The organism is Paraburkholderia sp. 22099 (genome assembly GCF_052045835.1).
GTDB lineage: Bacteria > Pseudomonadota > Gammaproteobacteria > Burkholderiales > Burkholderiaceae > Paraburkholderia > Paraburkholderia terricola.
This window is the reverse complement of record NZ_JBQEPU010000041.1, coordinates 30,413-51,012: the sequence shown is the minus strand read 5'-3', so window position 1 is coordinate 51,012 and position 20,600 is coordinate 30,413. Positions and strand designations below refer to the sequence as shown.

The 20,600-nt window shown below is 59.5% G+C and carries 23 protein-coding genes and 1 pseudogene; 11 read left to right on the top strand and 13 right to left on the bottom strand.

All coding sequences use genetic code 11. The annotated features are described in order from the left end of the window. Positions 1–396 precede the first annotated feature (396 nt). On the top strand, positions 397–645 hold the full coding sequence (locus ACTJLC_RS28420) for a hypothetical protein (RefSeq protein ID WP_161553735.1): 249 nt from the start codon (positions 397–399) through the stop codon (positions 643–645). A 27-nt stretch (positions 646–672) separates the two neighbouring features. Here the strand turns inward: ACTJLC_RS28420 and ACTJLC_RS28415 are convergent, their stop codons facing one another. The 4 genes from ACTJLC_RS28415 to ACTJLC_RS28400 all read right to left on the bottom strand — a co-directional run bounded on the left by ACTJLC_RS28415 (position 673) and on the right by ACTJLC_RS28400 (position 4,198). Then, positions 673–1,779, bottom strand: coding sequence for a hypothetical protein (locus tag ACTJLC_RS28415; protein WP_425185713.1), 1,107 nt, complete (start codon positions 1,777–1,779; stop codon positions 673–675). Further along, a complete protein-coding gene (locus ACTJLC_RS28410; protein WP_425185714.1) occupies positions 1,776–2,345 on the bottom strand; it encodes a hypothetical protein in 570 nt (189 codons plus the stop codon). The genes ACTJLC_RS28415 and ACTJLC_RS28410 overlap by 4 nt, the downstream gene beginning before the upstream one ends. Positions 2,346–2,419: 74 nt before the next feature. After that, positions 2,420–3,013 (bottom strand): helix-turn-helix domain-containing protein, encoded by a 594-nt coding sequence (locus ACTJLC_RS28405; protein WP_440845911.1) that lies wholly within the window; start codon positions 3,011–3,013, stop codon positions 2,420–2,422. A gap of 336 nt (positions 3,014–3,349) precedes the next feature. Beyond that, positions 3,350–4,198, bottom strand: coding sequence for a WYL domain-containing protein (locus ACTJLC_RS28400; RefSeq protein ID WP_440845907.1), 849 nt, complete (start codon positions 4,196–4,198; stop codon positions 3,350–3,352). A 723-nt stretch (positions 4,199–4,921) separates the two neighbouring features. Between ACTJLC_RS28400 and ACTJLC_RS28395 the strand changes: the two genes are divergently transcribed. The 6 genes from ACTJLC_RS28395 (at position 4,922) to ACTJLC_RS28370 (ending at position 9,193) form a co-directional block, all read left to right on the top strand. Continuing rightward, positions 4,922–5,374, top strand: a complete 453-nt coding sequence (locus tag ACTJLC_RS28395; protein ID WP_440845905.1) for a hypothetical protein — start codon at positions 4,922–4,924, stop codon at positions 5,372–5,374. Next, positions 5,371–6,459, top strand: coding sequence for a ComEC/Rec2 family competence protein (locus tag ACTJLC_RS28390; RefSeq protein WP_310135872.1), 1,089 nt, complete (start codon positions 5,371–5,373; stop codon positions 6,457–6,459). Before ACTJLC_RS28395 ends, ACTJLC_RS28390 begins: the two co-directional genes overlap by 4 nt. Positions 6,460–6,525: 66 nt before the next feature. Next, positions 6,526–6,807, top strand: coding sequence for a hypothetical protein (locus tag ACTJLC_RS28385; protein WP_310135869.1), 282 nt, complete (start codon positions 6,526–6,528; stop codon positions 6,805–6,807). A 521-nt stretch (positions 6,808–7,328) separates the two neighbouring features. Next, positions 7,329–7,565 carry a ribbon-helix-helix domain-containing protein gene (locus ACTJLC_RS28380; RefSeq protein WP_006051389.1) on the top strand — a complete coding sequence of 79 codons (237 nt, stop codon included), beginning with the start codon at positions 7,329–7,331 and terminating at the stop codon, positions 7,563–7,565. Between the two features lie 5 nt (positions 7,566–7,570). Further along, positions 7,571–7,891 (top strand): type II toxin-antitoxin system RelE/ParE family toxin, encoded by a 321-nt coding sequence (locus ACTJLC_RS28375; RefSeq protein WP_006051390.1) that lies wholly within the window; start codon positions 7,571–7,573, stop codon positions 7,889–7,891. Positions 7,892–8,375: 484 nt separating this feature from the next. Next, positions 8,376–9,193 (top strand): IS5 family transposase gene (locus ACTJLC_RS28370; protein WP_310135866.1). Its coding sequence is split into 2 segments (ribosomal slippage): positions 8,376–8,718 and positions 8,718–9,193, totalling 819 coding nucleotides; the frame shifts between segments, so codons are not numbered across the junction. A gap of 48 nt (positions 9,194–9,241) precedes the next feature. Here the strand turns inward: ACTJLC_RS28370 and ACTJLC_RS28365 are convergent. Beyond that, positions 9,242–9,859 carry a tyrosine-type recombinase/integrase gene (locus ACTJLC_RS28365; protein ID WP_083086320.1) on the bottom strand — a complete coding sequence of 206 codons (618 nt, stop codon included), beginning with the start codon at positions 9,857–9,859 and terminating at the stop codon, positions 9,242–9,244. A gap of 18 nt (positions 9,860–9,877) precedes the next feature. On the opposite strand from ACTJLC_RS28365, the pseudogene ACTJLC_RS28360 reads away from it, so the two are divergent. Then, a pseudogene (locus ACTJLC_RS28360) lies at positions 9,878–10,843 on the top strand (IS110 family transposase); the annotation flags it as partial. A gap of 167 nt (positions 10,844–11,010) precedes the next feature. On the opposite strand, the gene ACTJLC_RS28355 reads toward ACTJLC_RS28360, so the two are convergent. The 7 genes from ACTJLC_RS28355 to ACTJLC_RS28325 all read right to left on the bottom strand — a co-directional run bounded on the left by ACTJLC_RS28355 (position 11,011) and on the right by ACTJLC_RS28325 (position 17,623). Then, entirely contained in the window at positions 11,011–11,622 is a 612-nt protein-coding gene (locus tag ACTJLC_RS28355; RefSeq protein WP_083086321.1) for a tyrosine-type recombinase/integrase, read from the bottom strand. Continuing rightward, entirely contained in the window at positions 11,567–12,655 is a 1,089-nt protein-coding gene (locus tag ACTJLC_RS28350; RefSeq protein ID WP_083086323.1) for a fatty acid desaturase, read from the bottom strand. The genes ACTJLC_RS28355 and ACTJLC_RS28350 overlap by 56 nt, the downstream gene beginning before the upstream one ends. Before the next feature lie 154 nt (positions 12,656–12,809). Then, entirely contained in the window at positions 12,810–13,613 is an 804-nt protein-coding gene (locus ACTJLC_RS28345) for a CDP-diacylglycerol diphosphatase (RefSeq protein WP_114164734.1), read from the bottom strand. Positions 13,614–13,636: 23 nt separating this feature from the next. Then, positions 13,637–15,091, bottom strand: coding sequence for an indoleacetamide hydrolase (gene iaaH / locus ACTJLC_RS28340; RefSeq protein WP_440845900.1), 1,455 nt, complete (start codon positions 15,089–15,091; stop codon positions 13,637–13,639). Positions 15,092–15,104: 13 nt separating this feature from the next. Next, positions 15,105–16,028 carry a ferritin-like domain-containing protein gene (locus ACTJLC_RS28335; RefSeq protein WP_310135862.1) on the bottom strand — a complete coding sequence of 308 codons (924 nt, stop codon included), beginning with the start codon at positions 16,026–16,028 and terminating at the stop codon, positions 15,105–15,107. Positions 16,029–16,240: 212 nt separating this feature from the next. Further along, positions 16,241–16,456 (bottom strand): transcriptional regulator, encoded by a 216-nt coding sequence (locus ACTJLC_RS28330; RefSeq protein ID WP_073432095.1) that lies wholly within the window; start codon positions 16,454–16,456, stop codon positions 16,241–16,243. Positions 16,457–16,960: 504 nt separating this feature from the next. Then, the gene (locus ACTJLC_RS28325; RefSeq protein ID WP_310135861.1) at positions 16,961–17,623 is read right to left on the bottom strand and encodes an NADPH-dependent FMN reductase; all 663 of its coding nucleotides are present in this window, start codon (positions 17,621–17,623) and stop codon (positions 16,961–16,963) included. A 459-nt stretch (positions 17,624–18,082) separates the two neighbouring features. On the opposite strand from ACTJLC_RS28325, the gene ACTJLC_RS28320 reads away from it, so the two are divergent. The 3 genes from ACTJLC_RS28320 to ACTJLC_RS28310 all read left to right on the top strand — a co-directional run bounded on the left by ACTJLC_RS28320 (position 18,083) and on the right by ACTJLC_RS28310 (position 19,872). Continuing rightward, positions 18,083–18,769, top strand: a complete 687-nt coding sequence (locus ACTJLC_RS28320) for a J domain-containing protein (RefSeq protein ID WP_083086411.1) — start codon at positions 18,083–18,085, stop codon at positions 18,767–18,769. A gap of 129 nt (positions 18,770–18,898) precedes the next feature. Beyond that, on the top strand, positions 18,899–19,135 hold the full coding sequence (locus ACTJLC_RS28315) for a hypothetical protein (RefSeq protein WP_083086330.1): 237 nt from the start codon (positions 18,899–18,901) through the stop codon (positions 19,133–19,135). Between the two features lie 224 nt (positions 19,136–19,359). Next, on the top strand, positions 19,360–19,872 hold the full coding sequence (locus tag ACTJLC_RS28310; protein WP_073432098.1) for an arsenate reductase/protein-tyrosine-phosphatase family protein: 513 nt from the start codon (positions 19,360–19,362) through the stop codon (positions 19,870–19,872). Between the two features lie 21 nt (positions 19,873–19,893). Here ACTJLC_RS28310 and ACTJLC_RS28305 read toward each other — a convergent pair whose 3' ends face one another. After that, positions 19,894–20,220, bottom strand: a complete 327-nt coding sequence (locus tag ACTJLC_RS28305) for an H-NS histone family protein (protein WP_073432099.1) — start codon at positions 20,218–20,220, stop codon at positions 19,894–19,896. Positions 20,221–20,600: the final 380 nt, after the last annotated feature.

Below are 20,600 nucleotides of genomic sequence, written 5' to 3'. Positions count from 1 at the left end.
GCCCACGATCGCCGATCGTGGACACGATCTCACTTGATCTACACTGACTCCGACACAACCATCACCACCATGCCTCACGCGCGCGCGAACGGGGAAACGGTCGGGCCGAGTCGCTTACGAACGAAAGGGCTCTCTTGTCATCGCCTTTCCGACCATGGCGATGGCGCCGGGGCGGGCGGCCCAGGAAACTGACGATGCCGATTGCGCTGCCGTAGGCGGCGCGAGGGCGCGATCCGAGCAGGCAGCACTGGATCTCGCGCGGACCGGCGTGAACGCCACGGTCGTTTGACTGCCGCCCTCTGTACATGACAAGACGAAGCTCGGGTTCGTCATGCGGTTGATCGAGACCGCACGGAAAAAGCGGATGTCCGCCTATCCCGGCGATGGGCTCAACCGTTGGGCCGCCGTACACAGGATCTCAGCTTCGACGCCCGCGTCGGCAATGTGGGGAATCAGCCAACCCATATCTTCGTGTTTGGCGATATGCTGACCTCCGGAGCGTATTACGTCGCAGCAACGCGACGATTGGCGCTCCACTATCCGAACGCGGCCATGATCGGAAACTTCGCGGCCCGCCGCATCCTGCCGAACCCGTTTGCAGACCTTGCCGACGATCTCTCAGAAGTCTGGCGTGCCCCGGTTTGAATGTCCCGGTTATGCGCGTGCCGTGCCTTACTCCTCCAGCTCAATGTCGACGAACTTCAATTTGCCCTTGGGTAGCTTGAGGACATGCACGACTACCTGCTTGTTCACCATGGGACCGATGATGTCATCAATGGAGTCCTTGACGCCGTCAATGTGGACAGATTTTCCGCTCATGTTGAGATCCAGCCAGTCCTTATCCAGATGGACCGCACGCAGGGTGCCGACAACCGTTGTCGCTTCCCCTTGGGATGAGACAGGCGGCTTCTGTTCACGTAAGGACTGGTTAATCAGGGTCCGGTTTTCTGGAGCGAGAACGACTCCTCCTGATTCGCCCGCTGCCTTGATTTCCAGACGCTCAAACGACTTCCCGGTGGGGGCTAGGTTGCGCGTCAGTTTCAGGAAGGTGGCCCGATATTCCCGATCCGGGATGAGTTTTTCAAGTGCTTCACGTTCATCGGAGGACGAGGCCTTGAGAACCGCTAAAAAATGAAGGGCAACCTCATCAGGCTTAATGGCTTCGTCGAAAAAATCCTTCTGTGCTGGCTCCTGGATGGCGACTGAGAATTGGTAGCTTCCAGGGGGCGCCTGAAATAGCCAGGGTCGGCAGGCTTCCTGAATTGATCGTTGCGGTCCTCCGCGCGAGCGATGGGGCATGTTCTTCAAAAATTCAATGGTCCGGTAGAAAATCGATTGAACCGTTTGTACCTTATCGACAATCAGATCTAGAGGTGCTCCGCCGGTAACCACCTCTCCACCCTTCACGGAGATCATCACCTGCCCCGGAAGAAACGTAACTCCTGCTTGAAGTTTCGACTGCTCGGTCCAGATTGCCTGAATCAGCAACCGCAGGTTATCTGCTGCGAATTCAGGCAAGGCGTTATTGCCGAGCATCAGACAGGCAAGCTGTTCCGCCCGCCGATAGGCTCGTGCCTTGAACCAGAGCGACACCGCGCTTACCGCGGTGATTCCCAAGGTGCGAGGCTTGCCGGACTCGACAGCGTGGAGTGCTGTCTCCTCCAATTCCGCAGCGTTCGCGTACAAAGCTTCCGCGGAACTTGCGTTTCCGGCTCTTAACGCGACGAATGCCTCAGAGGCCAATAGTTCGCTTTGTGTATGAAAGTCGGCCCAGCTCATTGGGTATCCTCGAGCTTTGCCATGACGATCGCGCGAGCCTGGAAGCCGACAACGGATGCGATGGCCGGCAGGTTACTAGCGCCAGCGGCAGCCTGTTTGAGCTTGCTTTTAAGGCGTTGTTCGATGACCTTTTCGTCGCCCCGATCGGTTCCTGAAACTTCGAGTCGTATGCACGCTTCGAGATCAGAAAGATCGGTGCCTGCTGGGGCAATGTAATAATCTGCGCCAGTGAGTGTTTCCGCGCGTCGGACAGCTACTAATCCATGTTCAAGCTCCACCGCAGCAAGCGTGAGTCCGTAGGCGCCTGCTTCGGTCGTATCGATTTCGTTAGCCCACGCCCGAAGCGTTCGGTCGTCGGGTACGTTCCAATCGGCACTACACTCCGACGAGTTCTCATCAACACCGACTGACACCGTTGTGGGCGGCCGGTGATGACGGCTCAGGCAAACGGCGGCGGCTTCTGCATATCCGTCGCCGACGGCTCGCGTGAGTCCGGGATGGCGCTCGGAAAGGCTATTCAGCGACAAGTTCCGGATTTTCTTTTTTTCTTGGATATTGGTCGACATTGTTTTCACCCTCGTCCCCGGCCGATGTTGGCAGATTGCTATAGCGCGACGATTGTTCGACCAGCATGCGAAGGCTACTGATCGTCAATGAGTCGAGATTCTAATCCCTTCCCGTAGCTCCTTGAGTGCTGCTGTATCTTGCGTTGTGCCGCCGGACTTGGACGCCAGGCGGCGGCCACTTGGCGACCAGCAAATATCCCCGGACTCGCCGGCGGGGGCGGAAGCGGAAGTGACCGACGGCACCGCAGCGAACCCCGCCCGCGGTTACACGATCGGGTAGACGAGCGGTTTGTTGGGCGGTCGCATTGCTGAACGTCGTCATTCTGCGGTGGCTGCAAAGGCGTTAGAGGGCAGAGGCAGTTGTGCCACGCAGGATGATCAGGCCAGACCCCGGACGTGCCTGCGAGCTGTGAGGGCGGAAAGCCGAGTGCCTGCCGAAACATGGTGGAGAAAGCCAGTGCATTCGCATAGCCGAGCTCGGCTGCGACCACGTGCAGCGGGATGCCCCGGCCGATGAGGTGGATGGCGCGTGAGAGCCTCAGCTGCCGGCGCCAGATTGCGAAGTTCGTATTCAGCTCGCTCTGGAAAAGCCGGGCCAGCGTCCTGTCGCTCGCGCCCACCACGCGGGCCCATTCCTGGAGCGTGCGGTCTGAGCCCGGCTCTTCCATCATGGCGGCGCACAGCGTGCGCAGCCGCCGCTCCGGGGGCAACGGTAGGCCGAGAGGCAGCGAGGGCGCCGCGCGGATTTCCTCGAGCAGCAGCTGCATGGCGAGGGGCCGGTGGCGGGGCGAAGTCTGCGCGGTGCTCGCGAGCAATCCGGTGAGCACGCGCATCAGGTCCGAAACTTCGATGACCGAACCCGCCAGCTAGGCAGGGGACACTGGTACCGCATCGCTAGCAGCCGCTCACGACTGCCACCCAAAGCTCGCTCTCCAAGAGGGGCGCTGGTCGCTTACTTTGGGCCGCATAACCGTCGTTTTACGAGCCCCCTGGAAGCGCATACTCTACGGCTGCAACGTCCATCCCGGGACCCCAGCGTCCAGCACTTCGTTCCGATTTGCGAGATAGAGCTGTTGCGCGCGTGGGTTACCGGACGCATCTGCGGAATAATCAATATGCCAGTGACGCAAAAAATATCCCACTAGGCAAGCGCGGAGTGTGATCGTCTTGACGCCATCATTCATGTCATAGTCGGTGCATGTCGTTTCTGGGTGAAGCGCCTTGGGATGAGGGGTGAGGCGCAGCGCAATTTCGGTGTTCCAGTCACGATCGTCTGACAACTTAACTTCGGATCCTCCACTCACCTCGACGCTCGCGAATCTCGTGAGCCCGAAATCTCGAAACTCTCTCTTTTCGTGGTCGAAACACCGGATGTGCCAGCGTAGGCCGTCATTCACAAGAGCCAATGGTGAGAGTTTTCGGGGGCGAGGTCCAGTCGTTAGTGAGGTGTACTGAGCTGTAACAGACTGCTGCTGGTCGATTGCACGAGTGAGAGCGGCAACGATTTCGAGCGGAACGTATCGCTTGATGCTTGTACTTACCCAACCCGGAATTCGTTTCGTTCTCGCAGTGTCGAAATCGACAGCTCCGTCTCCTGCTAGCGCATGGAGCGCCTGCTCGACCTTGTGCTCGAAGTATGGCTGGCCGCCATCAAAAACGTAGCATTTCCGTCGTAGGTCGTATCTCAGCACCGAAGGCGCTAGTTCCGCGTAAAGCGAGAGGTCCTTGGTTGCAGCAGGTTCGCTGATTCCGAATCGGAAAGTCAGATCCTTCCTGCTCACTTGTCCAGAAAATAGGGCCAGAAACTCGATGTAATACAGGCGCTCACGCTGAGTGTCTCGGGGCAGATTCATTTAGGCCGTCCTCCGCACAGCATTGTAGACCAAGACTAATTTTACGTCGTAATTAAAAATACGTGGTCATAAAAAGTAGTTGAATTTTTCTATCGCGCGGATAGAATGATTTCGTCGGTCGTAGATGGCGGCCGATCGGCGTCGAAAGATGCTGCCATGAAGATGGCTGTAGGCTATAGCGCCTTGACTTCTGCTGGATGCGTAACTGCTCTGATTGAAGGCAGCGCGCTCCATCGTGTGTTGTAGAAACCGCTTGAGCATAATCGCGCTGCTGTGGTGCCAGTTCTGTCTTGGCAATGCGGGAAAGGTCGCAATTTGCGCCGCCGTTGTGGGTCGTGCACTTTGGGCCGACCGACAGAGCCCTATCGGACAAGACTCAGAGCCATTTTGGGGCGGGCCATGGGAGAGTAACTCGCCCTACCAAAAAGCCTTTACAAATCAATAGCTACATCGCTTTACCTGCTTGCAAAACAGGCAAAAAGTATGAGTAACGGTTTGGCGTTGAAGCGGGTAAGGAAGGACACCCGCAAGGAACCGTCTAGATTTCGCCCGTTTCGGGAGGCACTTCTTACCTAATTCGCATAAAAATGCCCTTCGTCACGGTAAATCTTTCTAAATCTAACGAAAAGCAGTACATTGACGAGCAATAGTTGCTGATTCACAGCACTGCTGGTTCTCGGGGGTGGCGCTTTGTCCGTTTGGCTTGTAGCGGTCGGATTACTGATGGAGCTTAGCCTCGTAACCATTGGACTGGTCGGTATCGCGTTGGGTAAAACGCCTTGGCTTCCCGACAACCTCCAGAGCGTAGCCGTGTGCATATTGTTCGGGGGGCTTGGTGGGTGCATGTATTGCCTCCGAGGTGTTTATCTGAACGCGTGCGTCCATAGACGATGGGACATTGCGTGGTTGCCGTGGTATTTCATTCGCCCCGTTGTAAGTTTGATTCTCGGTGGGGTAAGTTACTTATTCATTCAATCGGGTCTGTTGTTGCTGGGCGCATCTCACGATGCAGGCTCGGGTCAAAATCAACTCGGAATTTGGGCAATGACCTTTCTTGCGGGATTGAACGTTGACAAATTTTTAACAAAAATCGAAGCGGTTGGACAAAGCGTGTGGGGCATTGAACTATCACGTCAATCAAAACAGCAGGAAAAAATTGAGAGCGAGAGGCCATGACAAATTTCTTTGAAATAGATTTTCTCGATGTCGAATCTCCAAAGAGTGGGGATGCCGTAACAATTCGATATTGTATAAATGGGAACTCTACGATACATGTGGTTGATGGCGGTTATGGCGACACGGGCGATAAGATTGTTGACTATATTAATAAGCATTACGACAGCCCGGTATATGTCGATCGCGTAGTTGTTACCCATCCCGATGGGGATCATGCGGCTGGCCTTAAAACGGTTTTAGAAAAATTTACTGTTGGTGAGCTATGGATGCTCCGGCCTTGGCTTTACGCCGACGAACTGATTGATAGATTCTCACGGTTCACTTCGGTTGAAAACCTCAAAGCACGCTTGAAAGAGCTATATCCGAATCTTGCTGCTCTGGAAGAGATTGCTGACGAGCAGGGGATTGCGATTTCTGAGCCATTTCAAGGCGCAAAAATCGGCGAATTTACCGTTTTGGCACCCTCCAAAGCACGTTATCTAGATCTTATCGTTGATTCCGAACGCACGCCGGAAGCAGTGCAGGAATCGAGTGCCTTGGATGAACTGTTTAAAGGCATCCTGGACGTAGCTAAAAAGGTCGTCGCTTTTGTCAAGGGAGCCTGGGGCGACGAAATTTTCTCGTCCAATGAAACGAGCGCCGAGAACGAAATGAGTGTTGTGCAGTATGCAATTCTTCACGGTCACCGGATTCTGCTGACTGGTGATGTTGGGCGAGGCGGTTTAACTGAAGCGGCTGATTTTGCACCCATGGCAGGCTTTGCCATTCCTGGTGTCGATCGTTTCCAAGTGCCTCATCACGGATCACGTAGAAATGTTTCTACCGAGGTTCTCGATCGCTGGTTGGGGAAACGGCTCGCTCAAATGCCGGAAAAGGGCAAGGAATTGTTTACTGCAATTATAAGTGCGGCAAAAATGGATGAACACCATCCAAGAAATTCCGTTGTGAGGGCAATGATTCATCGTGGAGGCAAGGTTATCACCACCGAGGATGGTGACAAAAGAACTGGCCATAATGCACCCAAAAGGGAAGGCTGGATAGCAGTGGAGCCGTTGGCCTATCCCGAAGAGCAGGAAGATGCCTAACAATTCGCAATTTGGGTGATCATACGTTTTTCACGATATTGCATTTAAACCGAAGTCAGGGGTCAAATGGCCGAAAAGCTTTATAAGGCGTACGTAAAGACGCTGGATCATCCTCACGTCCTAGAAATGATTGTGTCGGCGGCAGACGAGGAAGTTGCTGCGAAGAAAGCCTTGAGTCATGTCAAAGAGGCCAATCCGGAAAAAGGCCGGTCACTCGCAGAGTCTCAAAAAAATTCGGTTGTACTTGCCGTTAAAGCTGCCGGGAAAAATGGCTGCATCGTCACGAACAAACTGCCGCTTGTCATATTTGAGAAAATCTCGAAATCCATGAAGAAGGAATCTAAATAGTGAAGTTAAGGCGCATCGATGTTCAGCGCTCGTGCCTATTTTCGACGGGTGTGGGTAGCTAGTGTGAGTAAAAGGTGTCGGTACGGCCACTTCGGGCCGAGCTGCAGAGCCTTACGAGACAAGGCTCGGAGCCGTTTGGTCACGCACGATTGGCGCCACAACCTACGTCTGGCACGCGGGCGTCCGGCATAGACTTTCATTCAGTGTACGCGTCCTTACTCGTCGACGAGTTGCTCCGTAACATGACTTGCGGATACAGCCTGTCTGGTGGGTGGTTGCCGGGTACGCGCCAACACGATACCGATCTAATGTCGTTTTGTATCCGTATCTAATGTCAGTCGACACGCTGGATGGCAAAAGCTGCGCGCGACGCAATGGGTAAGGCCAGACTACCGTATCTATTCCGCCGATACGGGGGCCGTCCGCGGACGGTCGTATGGTTGCCTTCGTATTCGTTTTTGAGTATATTGAATACGATAATGTACTAGGAGTGCACTGTGTCTCGGACGACCCCTACCACGATGACGGTTCGCCTTAGCGGCCCGCTCAGCGACTTTGTTTCCGCGAACGTCGGTGAACATGGCGACTACGAGAATGTCAGCGAGTACGTTCGGGATCTAATTCGTCGCGATAAGGAACAGAGGGAGGCGAAGGAATTCGAGCGGCTCAAGGCTGAACTGGCCCATGCCTACGCCGCTCCTGAATCGTCGTATAAGCCATTGACGGCGGCCGATGTGATCGCGCGCAATCGGACCTGACAGGAATGCCAAGGGTACAGGTCCGCATACAGGAAGCGGCGTCTTTCAGAATCGACGAAATCTATCGGTATACGCGGGATCGGTGGGGCGGGCAGCAGGCCGATCGCTACATTGCTGGTTTGTTCGATGCCTTTGACGGCATAGCTGATCACCGAACGCCTTCACGTCCCGTTCCGGCGGAATTCGGCATTCAGGGCTATTTTTTCCGTTACGAACACCATTTCGTCTATTGGCGCCTTCTCTCCGACGGTAACGTAGGCATCGTCACCATCCTGCACGAGCGGATGCATCAAATCGATCGTTTCCGGGATGATTTTGGTCTGTGACTTGATCGCCGGGGGCGGGGACGGAAAACCGTGTTTCGGCCCGGTGAAATCACGAATGGGACCGCTCCAAAAATCGGAAAAACGGGTCTTTTGAGTATGGGTAGAAGTATGGGTAGTGGAAGGGCGTTTTATAAAAGCCTTGCCTGTAAAGGCTTTCCGGGCGATTCGGCATCCCTCCGTCTCCGCTCGACTTTTCGCGACCGGGTGGCCGAGTGTACGAATTATCCCACGGAGATGGCCGAAATGTCCTTGGCGCACGCGGTGGACGACAGGTTTTAGCCGGCTATCGCTGCAGTGGACTAGCCTAAGAGGCTGTTGCGAAATTAGTTAAACAGAGTCTTTAGGCGTTTCCAGCAAATTAAGGCGCAAGCCAAAGAGAGGAACGCTATGCGTCTAAGAGAGTGTTTCAAAAAGAGCTTTAACCCCCTGTTAACTCAAACGCAAAGCTGTTAACCTCGACCGTTGTGACAAGCGGAACGAGGAGATGGCCAAGCCAATCATCGACGACGAATTGTGGCCGTTGATCGAACCACTCTTGCCGCCAGCAAGGCCGAGGCGCTTCCGGTATCCGGGGCGCAAGCCTGTAGCCGATCGGGCTGCGCTGACCGGAATACTGTTCGTGCTCAAGAGCGGCATTCGCTGGAGCGAACTACCCTCCGAGATGGGCTGCGGATCGGGCATCAGTTGCTGGCGTCGCCTGCGCGACTGGCAACAGGCTGGCGTTTGGGACCGACTGCACGAGATCCTGCTCGCGAAGTTGCGCGCTGCCGATCGGATCGACTTCTCTCGCGTCGTCATCGATTCCACTTCTGTTCGAGCGGTTGGGACGGGCGAAAAACTGGACCGAACCCCACCGATCGTGCGCGACCCGGTTCCAAACATCACGTCGCCACCGACGCCAACGGCACGCCGCTCGCGATCATCCTGACGGGCGCGAACCGCAACGACATCACGCAACTGCTTCCACTGGTCGACGCCATCCCACCGGTTCGCGGTATGCGTGGTCGGCCACTGCGCAAGCCAGGCCGAATCTATGCGGATCGGGCTTACGATCACGACAGGTATCGCCGGCCGTTGCACGCTGCCGGGATTCCTACATCGATTGCCCGGCGCGGCGAACCTCACGGCAGCGGACTTGGCAAAGTACGTTGGGTCGTCGAGCGCACCAATGCGTGGCTGCACGGATTCCGCCGTCTTCGCACGCGATTTGAGCGTCGTGCCGACATCCATGAAGGGCTCCTCAAACTCGCCTGTTGCCTGATCTGCTGGCGAACGCTTCAGCGCTCGGACGACTCATTTTGAAACATGCTCTAAAGAGCTGCAGAGACGCAAGCGACTGCTGGAAACCGATCAACCGCTTACGCTCTGGAGATAGTCGCCCCAATCCTGCATCATTTTCCGTCGTTCAGGAAGTAACTCTGCTTTGTTATATGCTCGGCTCGCCCGGTTCTTCTCGACGTGGGCCAACTGACGTTCAACCGCCAGTGGAGCAAATCCCTGTTCGTGCGCCCATGTACTAAACGTACCACGTGCGCCATGCGCCCTGAATAGCCGTTCGTTGTTGAATCCAGCGCGAATGAGCGCAGCATTAATTGTGGTCGCCGCCATCGGGCGAGACTTGTCTTTTACATTCGGGAACAGATGGTCGTCTGCGGCCTTAGTACCAGTTATTTTTTGAATTTGCTCCAGAACCTGAACTGCCTGCGCACTCAGTGGCACGATATGCGGACGCCTCATTTTCATGCGCTCAATCGGAATGATCCATGTCGCGGTATTGAAGTCTATTTCCTTCCACGTCGCGCCTCGCAGCTCTGCAGTCCGTACCGAAGTTAGCAAGAGCAGGCGCATGGCCTGTCGCGTGAGTAGTGTTCCTACGACGGTAAAGGCATCCAACACGCGTTTTAGGCAGTATGACTTTCCGTGAGTCAGCGGCTGGCCCGCCGTGAGGAACCAGACGCGGGTTAGCATCACTGCCAGAGCCGCACGATGTGCACAGGGCACACCCCGGCGATTTCCAGCGCGGAGGCCAGCGTGAACCACGATAGCACGGTGTTTGTCGGTCTGGATGTTCACAAGGAGTCGATCACGGTGGCGTACGCGATCGATATGGGCGAAGTGGAACTGTTGGGCAAGATCGGAACGCTGAAGGCGGATATCGATCGATTGTGCAAGCGCGTTCAGTCGAAGGCGCACCATGTCCGCGTTGTCTATTAAGCCGGCCCCTGCGGCTATGGACTCTACAGGGAATTCGTCGAGAGAGGATTCGACTGCATGGTATGCGCGCCGTCCCTGATCCCGAAGAAACCGGGTGAGCGTGTCAAGACGGACCGACGCGACGCGGTCAAGCTCGCACGCGCACTGCGCGCTGGCGACCTGTCAGCGGTACACGTACCGGATGTTGAAGATGAGGCATTCCGGGATCTGGCGCGCACATGGGCGGCAGCGAAAGCAGATCTCAGACAGGCCCGCCAGCGATTGAAGTCCTTCCTGCTATCGCATGGAGTCCGCTACTCAGGTAACGCCAACTGGGGTCCCGCGCACCGGCGATGGATAAGCGTATTTGCATTTCCAAACCACTGGCAGCAACTGGCCTTCGACGAGTGCCGTCGCACGATTGAAGACAGGTTTGCGCAATGTGAGCGCCTCGAGGCGACCTTGCACGAAGCTGTCGTCGGCTGGCGATTCTATCCGGCCATTCTGGGTCTGCAGACCATGCGCGGCATACAGTTCATCACCGCCGTGGGCATGCTTTCCGAATTGGGGGACTTCTCCCGCTTCGAGCACCCGCGCCAGCTGATGGCCTGGCTGGGCGTGACGCCGTCAGAACATTCTTCGGGTGAGCGGCGGCGCCAGGGCAGCATCACGAAGAACGGTAACAGCTATGCAAGAAAGCTGCTCGTCGAGGCCGCCTGGAGCTACAGATACCCGGTACGCGTGAGTCCGGAAATTCAGTGCGATCCACCGTCGAGACTTACTGCTACGCCGCCTCCAGGAAATTCATGCATCCACCAAAGGAAAACGAAAACCGATTCCAATTGACACGGAAAGTCATATCAGTTCATCGGTCTCTAGCGCACGATTGTGACGCGTAGCTGGAAGTGTCAGTACGTCTGAGACCTTCAGAGCCGCAATCGGTTGTTATCGGCTCGCCCGCTGATAATCGCCAGCCTGAAAATTGCGTTAAGGTGCTGACGCAGTCGCACTGCAATGTGCGGCGCACCCCCGGCCTTGCGTTCATCACCTGAAAGGGATTTGCGCTTGGCAATCGACTGCAGCAGGTCATAGACGTGGGCCACCTTGATATCGCGTGCGGGCATCTTCCCGAGCGGCGAATCTTTCACATAGCGTGAGAGAAAGCGTATGGCCTGCCCGCAGTAGTATTCGCTCCACCTGTCGCGATTTTCTTCAATCCAGTCCTCGCAGACGGACCAAAAGGTATTCTTGTTGTGTGTGATCGTCTGCAGTTGCAACTGCTTCTCATAGGCCTTGGGGTGGATGCCGGACGCCACCAGCTTGGCCGCTTCGTTGCGACGTTGGCGGGCGTCGCTTATCGACAGATCAGGGAATCGCCCAAGTGTATAACTGCAATCCTTGCCATCCAGCCGGTAGTCAAATTTCCATGCCTTCGAACCCGAAGTCGACACCCGCATGTACATGGAGTCGCGGTCACGGAGCTTATAGGGCTTGTCTTGCGGTTTGGCGTTCAGCAGGAGTAGGTAGGTCAGCTTCATGGAGTTCACCTTGACGGACAACTACCATGAATTTTACCCGCAATTTACCCGCAAATCTGCGGGAAGCAGTGGGGTCGTTCGGGATCAAGCGGGACAGGTCTCCATAAACCGGACTTGCAACCGGAGCGAACACGTAGAGCCTGAACCATTCGCTGTAACCCTTGACCAGAAAGCCTCCAGATCGATCGATGTAGTGCTGGCGGGAGGTTTCATAAACCTGTCGAAGTGCAAACCACGGCACGTGCGGCAGATCATGATGAACCAGATGATAGTTGTTGTTCAGAAACAGCAGCCGCCAGCACCACGCGGCTTCGTTAATGACCGTGCGATGTTCGCAAGCATGCGCCGCGCGATGTTCCTGAAACGAGCGGATCGAGCCCAGCGACAACGACCCGTACCCCGCGCCGAGGATAAACACCCATGCCGGTATTCCGCATGATCGTTGCAGCCAGAACGTGAGCGCGGCCAGCATGGCGAAATGCGCGAGCCATGCCGGCACGTCGCGCCAATCGCCGCGATTGATCTTTCGGAACGCATCCACGCCCGATGCCGCGATAGCGAATGCCGGGCCGACCAGCAGACGCCCGATAAACGTATTGCGCAACATCAGCAGCATGCGAATTGGCCGAGGCGCGCGTTGCCACATGCGGTGGCTGACGAAATAGCTTTCAGGATCGCGCTGCGGATTCGTCAGATGCGGATCGTCGTGATGCTGAAGATGCGAATCACGATAAACGCCGTAGGGAAACCACACCGCCAGCGGCGCGACGCCGAGCAGGGCGTTGACGAACGGCGAACGGGTCGGATGACCGTGCAGCAGTTCGTGCTGCAAGGACATGTACCACGTGCCGAACAAGGCGAGCAGCACCGTGGTCAGCGGCAAGCCGAAATCGCGCGCATGCGTCGCCACCCCGAACCATCCGCTGTAGATCGTGACGATCAGCGTCCACGTGGGCCATTGGGTGCGCCACGTCCAGCTTGTCGCCAGCCGGGCGAGCGCCTTGCGTTGCGTATCGTCGAGGTAAGTCGCCATGAGCCGGATCGGTCGGAGTGCATGTTTGGACCGATCCTACGGACCAATGCGCGGCAGCAGAACCATTTTGTTCGGCAATGCATCTGCCCGATCGTGCATAGGCAACCGCTTGCGCCACGCTACACGGGCGCTGCAATGACGAAGCGACCGGCGCTCAGGCGCCGTCCGCCACGCGGCACGCGTGGTCGAGCAAGCCTTCCGCCGAGCCGGTGCCGTTGTCGACCTCCATGCCGCTGTTCACGACGAGCCAGCCGTCCTTGTCGGCGAATGCTCCCGCGCCCGTCACGAGGATGGTTTGCATGGCCATCGCCTCGACATTCTGATTGTCTCGCGCGACGAGGCTGAACGGATTGCCTGCTTGCATGAGGGTGGTGACGCGCATGATTCGGTAGCGGTTGCCGTTGAGCGTATCCCAGCGCCATTCGCCGGGGGCGTCTTTCGCGTGACGCGCGAGCGCGGCGCTCACCTCGGCATGCATGCAATCGATATGGATATGCAGCTGGTTTTGCGTGCGGCGGTACTTCGAGTTGATTTCGAGGCCGAGTTGGTTGTCGGGCAGCGAGCGCTTGACCGACTTCTCGACATAACGCCGCGCCGCCCACGCGTCGGCCCAATAGTCGCGCGCATGCGGCGCGAACAGGAGCGGGCTTTCGATACCGGTGACGCGGTCGGTCGGAATCAGCAGATACTGCGAGCGGCCGACGATATCTTTCAGAATCGCATAGCGCTTGTCGAGATCGACGGCGGTGCATTGGCCCGGCGTGCCGGTGGCCTGTTGCGACGGCACGCAGCGCAGATCGACGATCTTCCACAACGCATTGGAGTCGACCGCGGCGAGGCGCGCGCACGCGCCGGCGGCGAGCGCGACGACGAGTGCCGCGGCCCATGCGGCCGCGCTGCGCAACAGGGGCCGCCTGGTGCGGGCGGAGGCGAGCGTATCGCTTGTCGTTGTTCTCATCGGCAGTGTCATCGGCGTCGGCGTTACAGCACCGGCGCCGGCAGCACGCCGAGCAACCGTTCGAATGCGACACCGATCGCCAGCAGCCGGCGATCCTCGCCGAGCGGCCCATCCAGTTCGAGGCCGACCGGCAAGCCGCTCGCGGTCATGCCCGCGGCGAGCGAAAGCCCGGGAATGCCGGACGTGCTGGCCGGATCGGTATTGCGCAGGAACGCGTCCATGGTGTCGATGGGGGCGGAGCCGTCGATCGAGACCGTCGACGAACCGTTCAGTTCGTCGATCGGCACCGCGGCGAGGCGGGTGGTGGGAAACAGCAGCGCGTGGAGATGCTCGTCGGCGAAAGTCGCGGCAATGTACTGCTGCAAGCGCGGACGCCACAGGTTCAGCGCCGCGTCGTAGCGTGCGCCGAGCGCGTCGTCGAGCACGGCGTCGTAGATCGCCCGCACGTCCGGGCTCGCGATGCGGGCCGCCATGTCGGCGAGCGTCCTGACCGGCGCGTCGTTGGCGATGAGCCAGGCCAGCACGTCCTCGCGCGGTTCATGAATCGCGATGGGACCGCCCACCCTCGCGTTCAGATCTTCCAGCTCGCTCATCGCAAGCGGCACCAACGCCACGCCCGCCGCTTCCAGCCGCTTCAACGCGGCGCGCGCCACGTCGTCCACCTGCCGTTCGAGCCCTTCCCAAAGCGGCGCGGGCAAGCCGATGCGCAAGCCGTTCAGCGTCAGCGCCGGCAACGCTCCGGCGCCGGTGATGACGCCGTCGAGCAGGGCGATATCGGCGACGGTGCGCGCCATCGGTCCGACCGTGTCGCGCGTGTGGCTGATCGGCACCACGGCGAGCGGATCGTGATAACGCCGCTCGGCGCCGCCATTGCCGACCGACGGACGAAAGCCCACGGTGCCCGTCAGCGCGGCGGGAATGCGCGTCGAGCCACCGGTGTCGGTGCCCAGACCCGCGGGCACGATGCGCGCGGCAATCGCCGCCGCGGTGCCGCCCGACGAGCCGCCCGGAATCAGCGAGGGATCGTAGGGATTGCGCACCGGGCCCGCATGCGGGGCGAGGTTGGTGCTCGTGATGCCGAACGCCAGCTCGTGCATATTGGACTTGCCGAGCACGATCGCGCCGGCGTCGACGAGCCGTTGCACCGACGGCGCGTTCGTCTTCGGCACGAAGCGCTCGAGTGCGGGCGTGCCCGCCGAGGTTTGCAAGCCCGCGGTATGGATGTTGTCCTTCACGACGATCGGCAAGCCGGCGAGCGGCAAGCGTGCTTTCTCCGATGCCGGCAATGCGTCGATGCGCCGCGCGGCGGCCAGCGCGCCGTCCAGATCGATCACGGTCAGCGCATTGAGGCTCGAGAGCGCCGCCGCGCGCGCGAGCAGCGTGGCGGCATAGTCGGTGGCGCTGAGGCGGCCGGACTGGATCGCGGCGACGGCTTCGGTGGCGGTGAGCGCGAGTTGTGCATCGACGGTCCATGGCATGGCCTGCGTCTCCTTAAGGTGGCGTGCCTGGTCGGCGCGAGGATTTCATGAAGCGCAGCACTAGGCGTGCGAGCGCCGGCACCAGCTTCGGACGCAGCAGTCTCGCATCGTAGCCGCTCATGCGCCGCTCGTTTTCCGCGATGCATAGTTCGATCATCTCGCGCGCGTTCAGCGCCTCGCCGATCACGCTGCTGTTGGCCGGCAGAAAATTCGAATCGTGCACGACGCCGTTGGCGTCGATACCCTTGGCGATCGCCACGCGCTCCCAGATCAGCACGGTCCAGATCGCCAGCACGCGCAGCGCATGCCACGGCCTGCGCCACAGCGGCATGGTGCGCCGATGCCATGCGACCCAGTTGGCGAAGAACAGAATGTGGCGCGCCTCTTCCTGAATCACCGGCTCGAAGGTCTCGACGAGCGACTCCGGAAAATAGCCGGACTGCTGCGCCGAACGAAACAGCCCGAACGCGAAGAAGCTGTCGATGCACTCGCTATAGCCCGTGCGCATCCACGCCCACTCGGGGTCGCGCGGCGCCGGATAGGCCGGCTCGGGGGCGATCTCGATGCCGTAAGCGGCGATCAGTTTGGAGAGCACGCGCTTGTGGCGCGCTTCCTCGTCGCCATCCATGCGGATCGCTTCGCGCAGCAGCGGGTCGCTCACTTGGGCGGCATAGGTGTGGACGTTGATCGAGGCGCGGCCTTCGGTTTGCACCGCGATGTCCCAGATGGGCAGTGAACACAGGCGTTCGAGCGCGTCCGGCTCGAGCGCTGGCCATTCGAGTACGGCTGGTTTATAGGGGTTGTGGGTTTCAAGCAGCATGCGGCAAAACATCTGCTTGTGCGCTTCTGAACCGAACTTCACGCGGGCGGCGCCGGTGAATGTCCAATGGCGCAGGGTGCGGTCGTCGGCAACATCTTCTATCAGTCTGTCGGACATGGCGGCGTACAGAGAGAGCGAGCTCGATGTGTCGCCTATTCTGGCACAACCGCTTGAAACAGGATGCCGGAGTGACGCAATGCGGGCCGCTGCTTGCCGCTGCTTGCCGCTGTTTGCCGCCGCATGCTTGGTGGTCGCTCGCCCGATTGCGCCAGGTTGCGCTTGCCGCGCCACGGTGTGCGGATCGCCGCCGCTATCGGCGGTCGCCGACGCTACTGGTGGTTATCGATCCACATGCGTCCCCAGCGGAATGCGTAGGCGAGCGCGTGTTCCTCGTCGAAGAAATAATCGAGCGCGTCAAACGAGTAGGCCTGGCCGTGGCTCGCGGTGGTTTTCTCGATGGTCAGGTTGGCGGCGAACAGGCCATTGGGCAGTTGTTGCGCAGCCGGTGCGACTTCGTAGCCCTTGTAGCGGATATGTGCGTTCATGATCGTGGCGGTGAATGTGCACGCATGCGATGCCCGGATGCCGGCGCATGCGACACCGTTGCATGGCGTCGGGCGGCCGCTGAATCAGCGGACAGGGTCAAGCGTAGGCCGTGGCGCGCAGCGGGTGAACCAATGTTTCGTCGTAAGCAAATCAGCGAGGTTCTGGACACTATCCGGCGTTGCGCGGGCACGGTCTGTTGTGTGGCGCACTGTTCTGGTGAGCGGGGTGTGGCGTGGAACCGGTGGTTGTGGAAGAACGAGGGCGGCAACGGTCTGCGGGTGGGCTCGAAGCGGGCGAGCGGTTAGCGGAACAGCGGAGAACGGAAGAGCGGAGAGCGGTTAGCGGAGAACGGAGAACGGAGAGCGGTTAGCGGAGAACGGAGAACGGAGAACGGAGAACGGAGAACGGGCGAAACAACGAAAGCGGCCAGGCAAACGCCCAGGCCTATTGCCCGGTCGCAAGCGCGGAGGCCCACCGCGCCGCGACGCCATGCAAAAAAGACGCTAAACCGCGTGCAGCAACCGAGCCGGTTGCGCCTCCTTGATCGACGCGCCGCCAACCGCCGCCACGCTCGGCGTGCGATGCCCGTTGAACGCCAGCGCGAATTGCGCGGCCTGCTGTCCGACCGTGGCGAGCTGATCGACGACCTTCGCATCGGAACAGGTATCGACCGTGTCGAACCGCGTCTCCAGCGTGTTGATGCCGGCGCCGAACGGCGTCGGCCAGCCGCGCAACGCGTGGACGATCGAGCGTAGCGACGTCAGCACCGAGCCGGCCGCCTGCCAGCCATACGCGGTGACGATGCAGCCGATCGCGCGGCCATCCAGGTACGGACGCTCGTCGGCGCGCAGTTCTTCCAGTGTGTCGAGCGCGTTCTTGACGAGACCGGATACGCCGCCGTGATAGCCGGGCGTGGCGATGATCAGCGCATCCGCGTGGCGCACGGCTTCGATCAGTTCGAGCTGTTCGGCGGTGCGTTGCGGGTTTTCCGGCGCGTAGTGAGGCAGGCTATGCAGGAACGTGCCGCCGAACAGACGGGTGTCCGCGCCGGCGGCTTCGGCGCCGCGCAACGCGAAGCCGAGCGCGCGCTCGGTGGACGAGGCGGCGCGCGTGGTGCCGCCGATGCCGACGACGAGCGGCCGGTGCTGATGATTGAAACTGGTCAACGAAAACGCTCCTTCGGTAGCGGCTCACGGTACGCTGGCGCGGGCTTGCGCGCAGACGGGCCGGGGCGAACCGGACTTTGAAGTGTCATGTTAATGATCGCGGGCAGCCGAGCGAAGCGACTTTTTGTTCTAACGATATAACCGCGCGGCTTACGACACGCTCACGGCCCTGCCGCGAGCGCCGGAAGGCAGGCGCGACGAGCGCTGCAATGCACTTCCATCGAGACCGAATAAGCATAGGGAGAACGATTGTTTGGGCGCGCGACGACGCGCGGCTATGATCGGATCGTCTCCTCCATGACATCTCCTTGACATGGGATTGGGCCTCGCTGCGTCAGTGGCGAGGCCTTTTTTTGCCTGGGATGTTGCGCGGCCCGAACGCCGGCCGCTTCACGATAAGGCTGTCTTTCGCATGCTACGATGCTCCGCGAAGCGATTCCAGGCGAGGTCGAGCAAGCGATGACAACCCTATATGACACGCTCGGCGTGCCCATGCACGCCACCCACGAAGAGATCAAGCGCGCCTATCGCAAGGCTGCGATGAAGTGGCATCCCGATCGCAACAGCGGCGCGGAAGAAGTGGCGCGCGCCGCCTTCCAGGACATCAAGGACGCGTACGCGATCCTCTCCGACGCCGCGCAGCGCAAGGTCTACGACGCGGTCTATGCCGAGCAGATGCGCGGCTGGGAAGCGCAGCGCGCACGCCGGCAGGAGGCGCAAGCGAAACGCGAGGCGGCGGCGCGCGCGGCCGACGAAGCGGCGTATGCGGAAATGGTCTCGCTCGCCATGCGTTTCGCCGACGAAGGCCACAATCGCGACGTGCTATTCGGCGTGCTGCTGGGGCGTCGCTGCGAGGCGCGGCGAGCCGCGCAGATCGCGGACAGCGTGGCGGCCTTGCAGGCGGCGCGGCGCGAGGCCGCAAAGGCGGACCTCGCCGCCGAGGCTGAGCGGGCCGAGGGTGTCGAAGAGGTTCAGGCCGAAACCGAGGCCGCGGCCACCTCGTTGAAAAAGCACGCTGCAACGACTCATGAAGCGGCAAGCCCCCGCGCCGATCAAGGCAAACGCGAAGAACCCGCCAGCGACGCACATCCGGCCGGCGCATTGGGCAGCCTCTGGTTCCAGTTCCTGAATGGCTTGCGGTTTTGATGAGGCCATGCACGGCTCATTCACTGGCCGTCAGGCGATAGAAATAGACCGAATTGATATGGAAGGCGGCCTTCGGCCTTCGAATCCGGGACTCTAGAATTAATAAAATGTCCTGGGAGGCGAACCGCCATGTTCACTTTCATCGTTGTGGTCGCGCTCGCGGCGTTCATTCCCTACGTGGCGGCGCCCGGCATCGCCAATGGCGTCAAGGCGATCAATCAACAGCCGGCGGCCATGTTGTTCGAGCCCTTGCCGGCAGCCGCGGCAGACGCCGCCGCCGATGCCGCCAACCGCACCGTATCAGGCGGAACCGATGCCGCCAACCGCACCGTATCAGGCGGAACCGATACCGACGCTTCCGTCTGAAGAGAAGCCCCTTGGTGATCTTTGGTGACCTTTGATGACGCGCGACTGATCGCGCGCGCTGAGACTTGCCTTTTGCACAGCTAGTCGAAACCCTGGTAAAAATCCCGTGGCGTCAAAAATCGAGACATCGTAGTGTCACGAGGGCGCAAGACTCGGTCGGTACAGTGGCGCGCAGGAACACGAAAACACTAAAAACACGAAAAGACCAAGGGTACGGGGTAAGCGTGACCAAAAAATATAAGGTGCTGTTTCTCTGTCGCGAGAATTCAGCGCGCAGCATCATTGCCGAAGCTTTGCTGCGCGAACTGGCGGGACATCGATTCGATGCGTTCAGCGCGGGGCCCGAGCCGGCCGCGGCGGTTCATCCGTTCGCGCTCGCGCAATTGCGTCCCGGCATTTCTGAGCTCGGCGCGCTCAGCCCGAAAAGCTGGCTGGAGTTCACCGGCGAATGGGCGCCGCGGATGGATCTGGTCATCGCCATGGACGAGCGCGTCGCCGGACATCATGCGCCTCTTTTCCCCGGCGAACCCGAGCTTTTGAACTGGGCCCTTGCTGATCCGCTGGTGGACGGCGTATCGGACGCGCAGCGACTCCGCCTGTTCGAAAAGATGTTCTGGCAGATCGTGCGCCGAGTGAGCGCATTCATTGCATTGCCGCAGTACGCCGCACCGATGCGGGAAGCAGCCTCACGCATCGAGGCGCCGGCGCGCGACAGCGGCATTTTGCTGGCGCAATGACAACCCCGGCCACCCGGCGGCTTAGCCGTTATTCGAACGCGCGAGCGGGCTGCCCGCGAAGGGGTCGTTTTGCCAGTCCACCCTTTTCTTCGATTGCGGTGGGGGCGACGGCTTGGCCGACATTTCGAAGTGGTCGATTGATTGACCCGCGCTGATTGCCTGTTTGAGCCATTGGGGCATTTCGCCCTGGCCGTCCCAGCTATCTCCCGTGGCGCTCCGGTAGCGTTCGGCCTTTTGCGCTGCCGGCTCGGCGGCCAGCACGGCGGCAAGGTCTTCCGGTTCGATACCAAACTCTTCCATGCGGTGGCGGAGATACGCAATCATGCTATCTCGCTTCCTTTCGTCCATAAGATATTCGTCCTTCTAAAGCGTCCGGCGTTCTGTCAATTACAGATTGCAAGGGAAAGCCGCGAAAGCGTGGAACCCATCTGAATGGGGCCGGCCCGCGGGTAGGTGATTGATCGAAGGAAATGCCACTGGCAGCGTTAAAAAACCATCGTTCAAAAGAAATCGCATAAGGCTAATGCCCGCTCGTGCCGCCATGAATCTGGCTATGCCAATCAGTGAATGGATGGACAAGCGCACCGGTTCCGCCGCGCGGCAATCACGCTGGATGAGCCTCACGGCGCAATTGGGAAAACGATGCTGACGATGCACTGATTAACGAACGGCCGGCTTGATCTCCGCGCCCGTCTCCCGGCGGGTTTGGCGCGAACGCCGATTTTTTT